This is a genomic window from Streptomyces sp. NPDC047117, from assembly GCF_040643545.1.
Classification (GTDB): domain Bacteria; phylum Actinomycetota; class Actinomycetes; order Streptomycetales; family Streptomycetaceae; genus Streptomyces.
Genome location: NZ_JBEYUN010000022.1, coordinates 1 through 12,586 on the forward strand (window position 1 = coordinate 1; position 12,586 = coordinate 12,586).

10 protein-coding genes are annotated in these 12,586 nt (G+C 73.4%); 7 read left to right on the top strand and 3 right to left on the bottom strand.

The window, feature by feature from the left end:
• From ABZ840_RS31855 to ABZ840_RS31870, 4 genes are all read left to right on the top strand, one after another.
• On the top strand, positions 1-403 hold a 403-nt coding region (locus ABZ840_RS31855), incomplete at its 5' end, for a 2-oxo acid dehydrogenase subunit E2 (RefSeq protein ID WP_361565565.1).
• A 146-nt stretch (positions 404-549) separates the two neighbouring features.
• Entirely contained in the window at positions 550-1,173 is a 624-nt protein-coding gene (locus ABZ840_RS31860) for a GntR family transcriptional regulator (protein WP_361565568.1), read from the top strand.
• 241 nt (positions 1,174-1,414) lie between these two features.
• Positions 1,415-4,087: a pyruvate dehydrogenase (acetyl-transferring), homodimeric type gene (gene aceE, locus ABZ840_RS31865; protein WP_361565571.1), complete on the top strand. Its 2,673-nt coding sequence runs from the start codon at positions 1,415-1,417 to the stop codon at positions 4,085-4,087.
• 301 nt (positions 4,088-4,388) lie between these two features.
• Complete coding sequence (locus ABZ840_RS31870) at positions 4,389-5,426, top strand: WYL domain-containing protein (RefSeq protein ID WP_361565574.1); 1,038 nt, start codon at positions 4,389-4,391, stop codon at positions 5,424-5,426.
• Positions 5,427-5,435: 9 nt separating this feature from the next.
• On the opposite strand, the gene ABZ840_RS31875 is transcribed toward ABZ840_RS31870, so the two are convergent.
• A complete protein-coding gene (locus tag ABZ840_RS31875; protein ID WP_361565844.1) occupies positions 5,436-6,341 on the bottom strand; it encodes an SDR family oxidoreductase in 906 nt (301 codons plus the stop codon).
• A 273-nt stretch (positions 6,342-6,614) separates the two neighbouring features.
• On the opposite strand from ABZ840_RS31875, the gene ABZ840_RS31880 reads away from it, so the two are divergent.
• Positions 6,615-7,142 (top strand): DUF4240 domain-containing protein, encoded by a 528-nt coding sequence (locus ABZ840_RS31880; RefSeq protein WP_361565847.1) that lies wholly within the window; start codon positions 6,615-6,617, stop codon positions 7,140-7,142.
• A 125-nt stretch (positions 7,143-7,267) separates the two neighbouring features.
• On the opposite strand, the gene ABZ840_RS31885 is transcribed toward ABZ840_RS31880, so the two are convergent.
• Positions 7,268-7,795 carry a GNAT family N-acetyltransferase gene (locus ABZ840_RS31885; protein ID WP_361565577.1) on the bottom strand — a complete coding sequence of 176 codons (528 nt, stop codon included), beginning with the start codon at positions 7,793-7,795 and terminating at the stop codon, positions 7,268-7,270.
• 38 nt (positions 7,796-7,833) lie between these two features.
• Here ABZ840_RS31885 and ABZ840_RS31890 point away from each other — a divergent pair, with 38 nt between their 5' ends.
• Together ABZ840_RS31890 and ABZ840_RS31895 are read left to right on the top strand one after the other, a co-directional pair.
• Positions 7,834-8,736 (top strand): TIGR01777 family oxidoreductase, encoded by a 903-nt coding sequence (locus ABZ840_RS31890; RefSeq protein WP_361565580.1) that lies wholly within the window; start codon positions 7,834-7,836, stop codon positions 8,734-8,736.
• Positions 8,737-9,156: 420 nt separating this feature from the next.
• Positions 9,157-10,683 (top strand): NAD(P)/FAD-dependent oxidoreductase, encoded by a 1,527-nt coding sequence (locus ABZ840_RS31895; protein WP_361565582.1) that lies wholly within the window; start codon positions 9,157-9,159, stop codon positions 10,681-10,683.
• A 279-nt stretch (positions 10,684-10,962) separates the two neighbouring features.
• Here ABZ840_RS31895 and ABZ840_RS31900 read toward each other — a convergent pair whose 3' ends face one another.
• A complete protein-coding gene (locus tag ABZ840_RS31900; protein WP_361565585.1) occupies positions 10,963-12,474 on the bottom strand; it encodes a regulator in 1,512 nt (503 codons plus the stop codon).
• Positions 12,475-12,586: the final 112 nt, after the last annotated feature.

Sequence of the window (12,586 nt, forward strand, 5' to 3'; positions counted from 1 at the left end):
CCTGATGACCCCGGTCATCAAGGGCGCCGGCGACCTGAACATCGCGGGCATCGCGAAGAAGACCGCCGAGCTGGCCGGCAAGGTCCGCGAGAGCAAGATCAGCCCGGACGACCTGTCGGGCGCGTCCTTCACGATCAGCAACACCGGCTCGCGCGGTGCGCTGTTCGACACCGTCATCGTGCCGCCGAACCAGGTCGCCATCCTGGGCATCGGCGCCACCGTCAAGCGTCCGGTGGTCGTGGACCACCCGGAGCTGGGCGAGACCATCGCGGTCCGCAACATGACGTACCTGTCGCTCTCCTACGACCACCGTCTGGTGGACGGCGCGGACGCCGCCCGCTACCTGACCACGGTCAAGCAGATCCTGGAGGCCGCCGAGTTCGAGACCGAGATCGGTCTCTGATCCCGCCCGGTCGTCAGCAGGTGTGACGAAGGGGACGGCCCCGGTTCGTACGAACCGGGGCCGTCCCCCGTTGCGCTTCCGCAGATAATGAAACGCTGGCCCGCCCGTCCCGTGCGCCGGCCCGTCCGCCGCTAAGGAGCACCCGCATGACCCCACCCGTCATCCACTCGCTGCGCGAGCAGATCCGCGAGCACATCCTCGAGGGGATCGTCAGCGGCCGCTGGCAGCCGGGCGAGCGGATCGTCGAGCGGCGCATCGCGGTGGAGCTGGAGGTCAGCCAGACGCCCGTACGGGAGGCCCTGCGCGAGCTGGAGAGCCTGCGGCTGATCGAGTCGGCCCCGAACAAGGGCGTACGCGTGCGGAACCTGACCGCGGCCGACCTCAAGGAGAGCTATCCCGTCCGGGCGGGGCTGGAGCAGGTCGCGGCGGAGCTGGCGGCCGGCCGGCTGGCGGACGACACCGCGGCCCTGGAGCGCGAGGTGGCGGCGCTCACCACGGCCGACGCGGCGGCGGACGGCGAGGCACAGGTGCGGCACACGGTGGCCTTCCACCGTGAGATCATTCGGGCCGCGGAGAACGGTGTGCTGCTGCACACCTGGGAGTCGCTGGGCGTGGAGGTGTGGACGACGCTGTCGATCCGCTGGTTCTCGCCCGACCCCCGGTCGCACGCGCAGGACCACCAGGAGATCGTCGACGCGTTCCGGCGGCGCGACCCCAAGATCGGGGAAATCCTGCGGACACACGTCCTGAGCTGCGCACCTCGCGTCTGAGGGGCGCCGGAGGGGTCCGGAGGGGACGCTGAGGGACGTACCGGAGTGAGCCTCCGGGGGCTCATCTGAGCCTGGCACGCGGTGCCCGAATCGGCGACACCCCGTGCCGACCTGGGGTTTTTCCGCCCGTGAGCGTTGATCGATCATCGATCAGGGGCGTATCGTCGGTCAGCGGGGCGCGACACCTGCCTGCCAGCACCACCTCGCACCCTCCCTCCCTCCGTCCGGAAAGGGGCCACCCATGCCCGATCCCGTACGCCCCGCGTACAGCCAGCTCGACCAGCTCCCGGACAGGGACCCGCAGGAGACGGCCGAGTGGCGCGAGTCGCTGGACGCCGTCACCAAGGCAGCGGGCCCGCAGCGCGCGGACTACCTGATGCGCCGCGCTCTGGAGCACGCCTCGCAGTCCGAGGGATCCGCCCTCCCCGGTCTGCTGGAGACCGAGTACGTCAACACCATCCCCACCGCCGACGAGCCGGAGTTCCCCGGTGACGAGGCGATGGAGGCCCGCATCACCGCCTGGAACCGGTGGAACGCGGCGGCCATGGTGACGCGCGGCTCCAAGGACGGCCTCGGCGGCCACATCGCCACCTTCGCCTCGGCGGCCTGGCTCTACGAGACCGGCTTCCAGCACTTCTTCCGCGGCAAGGAGGGTGACGGCTCCGGCGACCAGCTCTACATCCAGGGCCACGCCTCCCCCGGCATCTACGCCCGCGCCTTCCTCGAAGGCCGGCTCACCGAGGACCACCTCGACCACTTCCGCCGCGAGGCCGGCGGCGAGGGCCTGCCCTCCTACCCGCACCCGCGGCGCCTCCCCTGGCTGTGGGAGTTCCCCACCGTCTCCATGGGCCTCGGCCCGATCTCCGCGATCTACCAGGCGCGCTTCAACCGCTACCTGGAGCACCGCGAGATCAAGGACACCTCGAACTCCCACGTCTGGGCGTTCCTGGGCGACGGCGAGATGGACGAGCCCGAGTCGACCGCCGCACTGGCGCTGGCGGGCCGTGAGGGTCTGGACAACCTCACCTTCGTCATCAACTGCAACCTGCAGCGCCTGGACGGCCCGGTCCGCCCGAACTTCAAGATCGTGCAGGAGCTGGAGGCCCAGTTCCGCGCGGCCGGCTGGAACGTCATCAAATCCCTGTGGGGCCAGGCCTGGGACGAGGTCTTCGCGCAGGACGCCGACGGCTCCCTGGTCCGCCGCCTCCGGGAGACCCCGGACGCGCAGTTCCAGACGTACGCCACCCGCGACGCGGCCTACATCCGCGACCACTTCTTCGGCGCGAACGACTCCCTGAAGGCCATCGGCCAGGGCCTGTCCGACGCCAAGATCACCGAGCTGTTCCAGACCTCCCGCGCCGGCCACGAGCCGCGCAAGGTCTACGCCGCGTACAAGGCCGCCGTAGAGCACAAGGGCGCGCCGACCGTCATCCTGGCGCAGACCGTCAAGGGCTACACCCTCGGCGCGGGCTTCGAGTCCCGCAACGCCAACCACCAGATGAAGAAGCTGACCGGCGAGGAGTTCCGCGCCATGCGGGACCTCCTGGAGCTGCCCATCCCGGACAGCGCGCTGGACGACAAGCTGGTGCCGTACTGGCGCCCCGCCGAGGACTCCCCCGAGATGGAGTACCTCCGCAAGCGCCGCACCGCCCTCGACGGCCCGGCTCCGGCGCGCAAGGTCACCCCGAAGCCGCTGCCGATGCCGTCGGAGAAGGCGTTCGACGCGCTGAAGAAGGGCTCCGGCAGCCAGGAGATCGCCACGACGATGGCGTTCGTCCGCCTGGTCAAGGACCTGATGCGGGACAAGGAGACCGGCAAGCGCTGGGTTCCCGTCGTGCCCGACGAGGCCCGTACCTTCGGTATGGAGTCGCTCTTCCCGAGCGCCGGCCTGTACTCCCCCGTGGGCCAGAACTACGACCCGGTCGACCGTGACCAGCTCCTGTACTACAAGGAGGCCAAGAACGGTCAGATCCTGAACGAGGGCATCACCGAGGCCGGCGCGCTCGCCGACTTCACCGCCGCGGCCACGGCGTACGCCACCCACGGCGAGCCGATGATCCCGTTCTACATCTTCTACTCGATGTTCGGGTTCCAGCGGACCGCCGACCAGTTCTGGGCGCTCGCCGACCAGCTCGGCCGCGGTTTCGTCATCGGCGCGACCGCCGGCCGTACGACGATGACCGGTGAGGGCCTCCAGCACGCCGACGGCCACTCCCACCTCATCGCCTCCACCAACCCGGCGGCGCTCTCCTACGACCCCGCGTTCGCCTTCGAGGTCGCGGTGATCGTCAAGGAAGGCCTCCGCCGGATGTACGGCGAGAACGCGGAGGACGTCTTCTACTACCTGACGGTCTACAACGAGACCAAGGTGCAGCCGGCCATGCCCGAGGGCGTGGAGGAGGGCATCCTCAAGGGCCTGTACCGCTTCAAGCAGGCCGAGGGCGCCACCGACAAGGCCCCGAAGACCCAGCTGCTGGCCTCCGGCACCGCGATCCACTGGGCCCTCGAGGCGCAGCGGATGCTCGCCGAGGAGTGGGACGTGGCGGCCGACGTCTGGTCCGCGCCGTCCTGGACGGAGCTGCGCCGCGACGCGCTGGAGTGCGACGCCGCCCGCTTCAAGGGCGAGGACCGCGTGCCGTACGTGACCCGCGCGCTGGCCGGCGCCGAGGGTCCGGTCGTGGCGGTCAGCGACTGGATGCGGGCCGTGCCCGACCAGATCGCCCCCTGGGTCGAGCAGGACTGGGTCTCCATCGGCACCGACGGCTTCGGTCTCTCCGACACCCGTGAGGCCGCCCGCCGCTACTTCGGCGTCGACCCGCAGTCCGTCGTCGTCCAGGTCCTCGCGGCGCTCTCCCGGCGCGGCGAGGTCAAGGCGGAGACGGTCAAGGAGGCCGCCGAGAAGTACGGCCTGTGAGCCGTATCCCCGTACGGCCCGAGTGCCGTACCCGCAGGACGCCGGGGCCGTAGTGCTCCGGTCAGCACCGGGACCGTGCCTCCCGGTGGGCGCCGGGGCCGTGAGGGAGCCCCGGCGCCACCCCCGGCGTACGGGCCACGCGCCCGTACGCCCACCGACTCCCGTGCGGAGGCAACCACCCGCGCCCGGACCTCCGCACGGGAAACCTTTTCCGGCCGGTCCGCTGCCCGCCCTCGGCGGCAGCGGACCGGTTGTCAGTGGCAGCGGCCCGGTTGTCGGTGGCGGGCGGCATCATGACCTCATGCGTGCTGCCCGGCTGATCAAGATGGTGCTGCTGCTCCAGTCCCGGTCCTCGATGACGGGGGCCGAGCTGGCGCGCGAGCTGGAGGTCTCGGAGCGCACGGTCGCCCGGGACGTCCTCTCCCTGTCCGAGGCCGGCATCCCCGTCTACGCCGACCGCGGCCGGACCGGCGGCTACCGCCTCATCGGCGGGTACCGCACCCGCCTGACCGGCCTGGGCCGCAGCGAGGCCGAGGCCCTCTTCCTCGCCGGTGTGCCCTCCGCGCTGCGCGAGCTGGGCCTGGCCGACGCCGCCTCCGCCGCGCGCCTGAAGGTCTCCGCCGCCCTCCTCCCCGAGCTGCGGGACGCCGCGACCGGCGCGGCGCAGCGCTTCCACCTGGACGCGCCCGGCTGGTATCAGGAGCCGAGCACCCCCGAGCTGCTGCCCACGATCGCCGAGGCGCTGTGGGACGACCGCGTGCTGACCGCCCGTTACGACCGCAAGGGCACCGAGGTCGACCGTGTCCTGAAGCCGTACGGACTCGTCCTGAAGGCGGGAGTGTGGTACCTCGCGGCCGACGCGGCGGACGGCCGTGCCGGTGCCGGTGATAGTGCCGGTACGGGTGACCGTGCCGGTGCCGGTGGCCGCGACGGGGCCCGTTGCCGGGTCTACCGCGTCGACCGCTTCCGCTCCGTCGCCGCCGGCGCCGACCGCTTCGTCCGCGACCCGGACTTCGACCTGCCCGCCTTCTGGGAGGAGCGCGCCGCGCAGTTCGCCCGCTCAATCCTGCGGGACGAGGTGACCGTACGGCTCACGCCCGCGGGCGCCCGCCGGCTGCCGCACGTCACCGACCGCGCGGCGGCCCGGGAGGCCCTCGACGCGGCGCCGGACCCCGACGGCCAGGGACGGATCACCGTCACGCTCGCCGTCGAGTCCCCCGACGTCGCCTGCTCCCAGCTGCTCGGCCTCGGTCCCGAGGCCGAGGTCCTGGCCCCGCCGGAGCTGCGCGCCCGCTTCGCGGAGGCGGGCCGGCGCATGGCGGAGCTGTACGGGACGTGAGACCGGTGGTTACCGGTACCCCGTCACATCCGCCGGCTTCCCCGGCCCCTGCACCTCCTTCATGTACCGCCAGGCGTCCGGCGCCGAACCGTCCGCGTCCGTGAAGCCGTACTCCCCCGCCAGCCCGCCGCTGGACAGCGACTGCCCGTTCCACCGCGCCACGTCCGGATCGGTGGCCAGGGCCGCCAGCGCACGCCCCACGAACACCGGCGACTCCGAGATCGCGAAGTGCGGATTCTGCGCGCACCCGTCCAGCCAGCTCTCCTCCGGCACCTTGAAGTAGGTGTCGAGCATCGCCTCCGAGCGCAGCCACCCCGGCGTGAGGCAGAGCGCCGTGCAGCCGTACTCCGCCAGCTCCTCCCCGAGGTCCTGCGCGATCCGGATCGGCGCGCTCTTCGCCAGGTCGTAGTAGAGCGGCTTGCGGTACTCGCGGTTGGACTCGGCCGTCCCGTCCGTGACCTCCACCAGCAGCCCGCCGCGCCGCCGGATCAGCAGCGGCAGCGCGTACCGGCTGGTGATCAGGTGGCTCTCGACGCCGAGCCGCAGCACCCGCAGCCCCTTGTCGAGGTCGTGCTCCCACGCCTTCTTGTCCCACTCGACGTGCCGGTCACCGCCCCACAGGTCGTTGACCAGCACGTCCAGCCGCCCGTGGTCCCGCTCGATCCGTTCGACCAGCGCGCGCACCTGGTCCGGCTCCAGATGGTCGACCGGTACGGCGATGCCAATCCCCCCGGCCTCGGTCACCAGTTCCGCCGTGCCCTCGATCGTCTCGGTGGCCCGGCCCACCTCGCTGACGTGATCCCGTGTCGTACGCCCGGTGACGTAGACGACCGCGCCGGCCCGCCCCAGCTCCACGGCCATCGCCCGGCCCGCGCCGCGGGTGGCCCCGGCGACCAGCGCCACCTTGCCGGCCAGCGCCCCGGATCCTGCCGCCGTACCGCCGGTGGCCTCCGCGGTGACGCCGGTGGCCTCCGCGGTGGTCCCCGTGGCCTCCGCCGCCGTGCCGCTGCTCCCCGTCGCTTTTGCGCCCACTTCTGCTCCCTCTTTCCTTCGCGTGACGCGACTTTCGCACCGCATCCCGTCACCTCCTGTCCGGTTTTCCGTGGAATTCCGTGTCGGTAACGACCCGGACGGATGCCCGCGCTCCGCGTGCGTCGCCGGGCGGCAGGCTGGATGCTGGACCCTGTGATGGACGAGACGGAGTTCTGGGAGCTCATCGACGACTCCCGCGAGGCCGCCGAGGGCGACCCCGAGGAACAGGCCGATCTGCTGGTCGAGCGGCTGATGCGGCGCGACCCCGACGCCGTGATCGACTTCGCCCGGCACTTCGAGGCCCGCTACAACCGCGCCTACTCCTGGGACCTGTGGGCCGCCGCCGCCATCCTGCTGGACGGCGCGAGCGACGACGCCTTCGACTACTTCCGCTGCTGGCTCATCGGCCAGGGCCGCGAGGTCTTCGAGGGCGCGCTGCACGACCCCGACCGGCTCGCCGACCTGCTCCCGGAGTTCGACGAGGAGGAGGACGGCGACGCCGAGGACCTGGGGTACGCGGCGGACGAGGCGTACGAGCGCCTCACCGGCGCCGTGATGCCCGACCTCGGCATCGCCCCCGCCCCCCGGGAACCGCTCGGCACCGTGATCGACTTCGAGGACGACGCCGCCCTGGAGGAACGCTTCCCCGCCCTCTGGGAACGCTTCCGCGACACGTCGTGGTGAGGACGCGGCCGGTGGTTGGGCGGCCGGTGGACCTCAACCGCACGCCCGGGCCGCTTCGGCCCTGACTCGGGGCACGGCCGGTGCTGACGGTGGCCCACGGCCCGTGGCCCGTGATCCCCCGCCCCTCAGCCGCCCACCTCCACCCCATCCCCATCCCGACCCCCATCCAGACTCCGCCCCATCAGCACGTCGTCCACGTACTGTCCCTCCAGCCGGAACTCCCCCGGCAGCACGCCCTCCACCCGGAACCCCGCCGACTCGTACAGCCGCCGGGCCGGCGCGTTGTGCCCCAGCACCCGCAGCGTCATCCGCTCCGCGCCCTCCGCCACCGCCCGGTCGACCGCCGCGGCCAGCAGCGCGCGGGCCACCCCGCGCCCGCGCACCCGGTCGTCCACCGCCAGCCCCTGTATCTGCCGCACATGGGCATTGCAGTCCAGCGGCGTCGGCCGCACCAGGCGCAGATAGCCCGCGATCCGCCCGTCCGCCACCGCCACCAGGAAGTCGTCCGGCACGTGCCAGGCGTCGAAGAACGGGTCGTACGGCGGCTCCGGCCGCGGCTGGACGGAGTGCAGCGGCGACCAGGTACGCCGGTCCAGGGCCCCCAGCGCTGCCTCGTCGGCGGGCACGGCGGTACGTACGATCAGCTCGGGCATGCGGGTCACTGTGCCACGCACCCGTCACGACCGGCAGTATGGGGACCATGCGGATCGCGATCACCGGCTCGACCGGTCTCATCGGCACGGCGCTCCTGCAATCACTGCGCGCGGACGGGCACGAAGTGCTGCGCCTCGTCCGGCGCGCACCACGCGCCACGGACGAAGTCGCCTGGGACCCCGAACGCCAGACCGTCGACACCGCGTCGCTCGCGGGCTGCGACTCCGTCGTGCACCTCGCCGGCGCCGGCGTCGGGGACCACCGCTGGACTGCCGCGTACAAGAAGCAGATCCGCGACAGCCGGGTCCTGGGCACGGCCGCGATCGCCGACGCCCTCGCCTCCCTCGACACCCCGCCGCGCTCCTTCGTGTGCGGCAGCGCGATCGGCTACTACGGCGACACCGGGTCGCAGCGCGTCGACGAGGACGCCCCGCCCGGCGACGGCTTCCTCGCCGGGGTCTGCGTCGACTGGGAGGCCGCGGCGGAGCCTGCCGTCGAGGCCGGGATCCGTACCGCCTTCGCCCGCACCGGCCTGGTCGTCTCGCGCTCCGGCGGCGCCTGGGGCCGCCTCTTCCCGATCTTCAAGGCCGGGCTCGGCGGCCGGCTCGGGAACGGCAGCCAGTACTGGTCGTTCATCTCCCTCCACGACCACATCCGCGCCCTCCGCCACCTCATCGACGACGCCACACTGTCCGGCCCGGTGAACCTCACCGCACCCGAGCCCGTCACCAACCGCGAGGCGACGGCCGCCATGGGCAAGGTCCTGCGCCGCCCCACCCTCTTCACCGTCCCGCCCCAGGCACTCCGCCTGGCCCTCGGCGAGTTCGCCGAGGACGTCCTCCAGAGCCAGCGCGTCGTCCCCACCCGCCTCCAGGACTCCGGCTTCACCTTCACCCACCCCACCATCACCTCAGCCATCAGAGCAGCCGAGCGCGACTGAGGCCGAAGCAGTAACTCGGGGCGGGAGGAAGGCGGGGCGGAGCGGCGCCGGGGCCCTCGGGGGGCCGGGGCCCTGGGCCGGAGTCGGGGTGGGAGCTGGGGCCGGGGCACGGGCTGGTGCGGGGGCTGGGGCCGGGCGGGTGGTGAGGCGGCCCCTCTGGTGGGGCCCCCTCCCCCCCTCCCCCGCCCCCCTTCGTGTTGGTCTTTTGGGTTGTTGTGCGGGTTGCCTCTGGCACGCGCGGGGTGCATGGGCGGCGTGCGACCCCGTGTGCGTCGGTCCGGGTGCGGGGGTGGGTATCAGGGAGGCTCGCGAAGGGCATGAGACGTGGGCCGAAACCCCGGCCGACCCTGGGAGGGACACGTGCCGCGCACCCCCGCTTCCCGAACCCCCTCGCCCCAGCCGGCGCCTCCGCCGGACACCGTGGACGTCGTCATCATCGGTGGTGGAGTGGCCGGACTGGCCGCCGCGCACCACCTCACCCGCGCCGGCGCCACGGTCGCCGTCCTGGAGGCCGCCGACCGCGTCGGTGGCCGCGCCACCACCGAGCAGCTGGACGGCTACCGCCTGGACCACGGCAGCCAGTTGCTGGTCACCTCCTATCCGGAGCTGAGCGGCACCCCGGCCCTCGGCGACCTCTCACTGCGGCCCTTCGCCCCCGGTATCTGCCTGCACAACGGGCGTCGCGCACAACGCATCGGCGCCGTACGGAGCACGAGGGTCGCACTCTCCACCGCGCGCGCCCTTTCGCGCGCCTCCGCACGCCCCGCGCCGCGCTCCGGCGTCCGTATCCCCTCGCTCCCCGGCCCCCGCCTGCCCTCCTCCAGAGCACCGCAGAGCGCGGCCTCCCGTCTCCCCTCACTCATCACGCCCCGCCTGCCCACCCTCGGGCAGCTGGGCCCCATACGGTCGCTCGGCACGCTCGGCCACCTGGGGCCGCTCGGCACCGCCCGCCTGCCGTCCCTGGGAGCATCCCGGCTCCCCGGACTCGGTCTCGGCGCCCCCCGGCTGCCCTCGCTCGGCTCCTCCCGGCTCCAGGCGCTGCGCACTGCCCCGAGCGCGCAGCGAGCCGCGCGGACCGCCCCGGCCCCGGGCCGCGACCAGCCCGTCCACGATGTCCTGTCGCCCCGCGCGGCCGCGCTCCGGCCGCTGCTGACCGCCCTGCTCGGCGACCCCACGCTGCAGGGATCCAGCCTCGGCGCGGCCCTCACCCTCGAGGCCTTCGCGACCGGGCGGCTCTGTCTTCCGGCGGGAGGTGCGGCGAGCGTCCCCGAGCTGCTCGCCGCCTCGCTGCCGCCGGGCACCGTGCGCACGTCCGTCCGTGCCGTCTCCGTCTCCACGACGCTCGTCACCACCTCCGATCAGCGTCAACTCCGGTGCCGCGCGGCGCTCGTGGCCACGGGGGCCCGCGATGCCGCGGAGCTGCTGCCGGGGCTCCGGGTCCCCGAATTCCATCCGGTGACCATGTTGCACCACACCGCCGACAGCGCCCTGAGTTATCCACAGGCGCAGGACGCGACGCTGTTCCTGCCGACGGACGGACCGGTGGCGTACAGCTACGTCGCGAGCGCGGTCGATCCCTCGCGCACGCCGCCCGGCCGGTCGCTGATCACCACGGCGGTGCTCGGCTCCGCCGCGACGCTGCCGGCCGGAGCGCTCGACAAGACGGTCCGCCCGCAGCTGGAGCGGTTGTACGGCACGACGACCGACGGCTGGCGGCTGCTCGCCGCGCACCACGATCCGTACGCCGTGCCGGCCATGCCCGCGCCGCACGATCCGCTGCGGCCGGTACGCGTACTGGCCGGGCTGTACGTCTGCGGCGACCATCGCGACACCGGCACCGTCCAGGGCGCGCTGCATTCAGGCCGCCGGGCCGCCCGCGCGCTGCTGCAGGACTTCGGGATGGCGATGGCGGACGACTCCGCCCCCACCCTGTTCGACGCCGCCTGAGAGCCACCAGTGCCCGGCATCCGGCGTCCGGCGTCCGGCCACCGCCGAAGCCCGGTCCGCGGCACAGCCCGGCCCCGCCGAAGCCCGGCCACCGCCCACAGGCCCGGCCCCCGTCGGCCCCAGCCCGGCCCTCACGCGGCGGGGCCGGGACGGCACCCTCGCCGTTCCGGCCCCGCTTTCCTGCCCGCCGGCCCCGCTTCCCGGTCCGCGCCCGGGGCCACGCCGCGGTCCCGCCCCGCCGCGCCCCGGGCCCTCCCGCGCCGGGCGGCGACCCGGTACTCAACCCAGCGCGGTCACCTTGTCCCGGTAGCCGCGTACGGCTGCGGCGTCCCGGTACGGCTCCAGTCTGCGTTCGAAGTCCCGTACGTACTCATGCACCCGTACGGAACGCATCTCCGCGGCCTGTACGGCGGCCTCCGCGCCCAGCGTGCACGCCTGTTCCAGTTCGCCGAGGCCGAGCCGGGCGGTCGCCAGGACGATGCGGCAGAGCAGCCGGCTGCGGGCGTAGCCGGCGCCGCGGAGCTGCAGTGAGCGTTCGGCGTGCTGGGCCGCCGCGCGGTACTGCTGGAGGTCGCGGTGGCAGTGCCCGAATTCGTCCGCGAGCTGCGCTTCGTCGAAGAGGCGTGCCCAGTGCGGCACCTCGTCCCCGGGCCGCGCGGCCTCCAGGGCCCGTTCGGCGCGGGCCAGGGAGGCGGTGCAGGCGCGTACCTCGCCCAGTACGGCGTGGCCGCGGGCCTCGGCGGCGTGCAACAGCGTCTGCACCAGGGGCGGCGGCCCGCTGCCGATGCCCTGCTGGGCCACGCGGGCGAGCTGGACCGCCTCCCGGCCGTGGCCCAGGTACACCGCCTGGCGGCTCATCGTGATGAGGACATAGCTCCCGTAGGCGCGGTCGCCCGCCGCCTGGGCCAGCCGGAGCGCCTGCACGAAGTAGCGCTGCGCGAGTCCGTGGGCGGTGATGTCGTACGAGGTCCAGCCGGCGAGCCGGGTGAGGTCGGAGGTGGCGGAGAAGAGCCGCCGTCCGGTGGCCTCGCTGTACGAGCCGCGCAGCATGGGCTCGGCCTCGTGCTCCAGGTAGCGCACGAGGGCCTGGCGTGCGTGGCCGCCTCCGTAGGCGTGGTCCAGCGTCCTGAAGAGCTCGCCGACCGAGCGCAGGGCGGCGATGTCGCCGCCGGACACGCGGTAGCCGTGCGCCGGGTCCGGGCGCTCCGTACGGTCGGGGCGGCGCTGCCGGGGCACTCCGGCGCGGATCTGCGCGGGCACCCGGGGCTGCCCGGCCGGTCCGGGCAGCCCGGCCTCGGGGACCGGTTCGCCGCGCGCGACGCGTTCGTCGGCGCGGCCGATGAGCCAGTCGCGGCTGGGGACGACCAGACCGGCCGGGGTGAACGCGATCTTCCGCAGTTCGGCGTGGCTGCCGGAGTCCTTGCGCCACAGGCCGCTGACGATGTCCACCGCTTCGGTGGGGGTCGCGGCGAACTCCAGCCCTGCGTACACGGGTGCGCAGGCGTCCAGTCCCAGGTCCTGTGCCGACAGCCGGCGTCCGAGGCGGCGGGTGAACACCTCGGCGATCAGCGCGGGGGTGGTGCCGCGTGGCTGCTGGCCGCGCAGCCATCTGGTCACCGATGTCTTGTCGTAGCGCAGGTCGAGCCCGTGTTCCAGCCCCAGCTGGTCCACCCGGCGGGCCAGACCGGCATTGGAGAAACCCGCCTCGGCGATCAGCGCGGCGAGTCTGCGGTTGGGTGTGCGTTGCGGCGATCCCTCAAGCTGTGGGCCTGGGTCGGGTCGTTCCGTCATCAGCTTTACGGTCTCCTGCCTTCCGGGCCGCGCCGCCCGGGCCCGGTCGACACCGTCCGGCGCTTTCGCCCTCCTGGAACGGCGTGAATGTAGCGGCCCAAGGAGGACTTCC

Excerpts from the sequence above, each read along its gene's own strand:
- ABZ840_RS31890 (WP_361565580.1), top strand. The coding sequence starts at position 7,834 with ATGGGGACCATGCGGATCGCGATCACCGGCTCGACCGGTCTCATCGGC.
- ABZ840_RS31880 (WP_361565847.1), top strand. The coding sequence starts at position 6,615 with ATGGACGAGACGGAGTTCTGGGAGCTCATCGACGACTCCCGCGAGGCC.
- ABZ840_RS31860 (WP_361565568.1), top strand. The coding sequence starts at position 550 with ATGACCCCACCCGTCATCCACTCGCTGCGCGAGCAGATCCGCGAGCAC.
- aceE (WP_361565571.1), top strand. The coding sequence starts at position 1,415 with ATGCCCGATCCCGTACGCCCCGCGTACAGCCAGCTCGACCAGCTCCCG.
- ABZ840_RS31900 (WP_361565585.1), bottom strand. The coding sequence starts at position 12,474 with ATGACGGAACGACCCGACCCAGGCCCACAGCTTGAGGGATCGCCGCAA.
- ABZ840_RS31870 (WP_361565574.1), top strand. The coding sequence starts at position 4,389 with ATGCGTGCTGCCCGGCTGATCAAGATGGTGCTGCTGCTCCAGTCCCGG.
- ABZ840_RS31885 (WP_361565577.1), bottom strand. The coding sequence starts at position 7,795 with ATGCCCGAGCTGATCGTACGTACCGCCGTGCCCGCCGACGAGGCAGCG.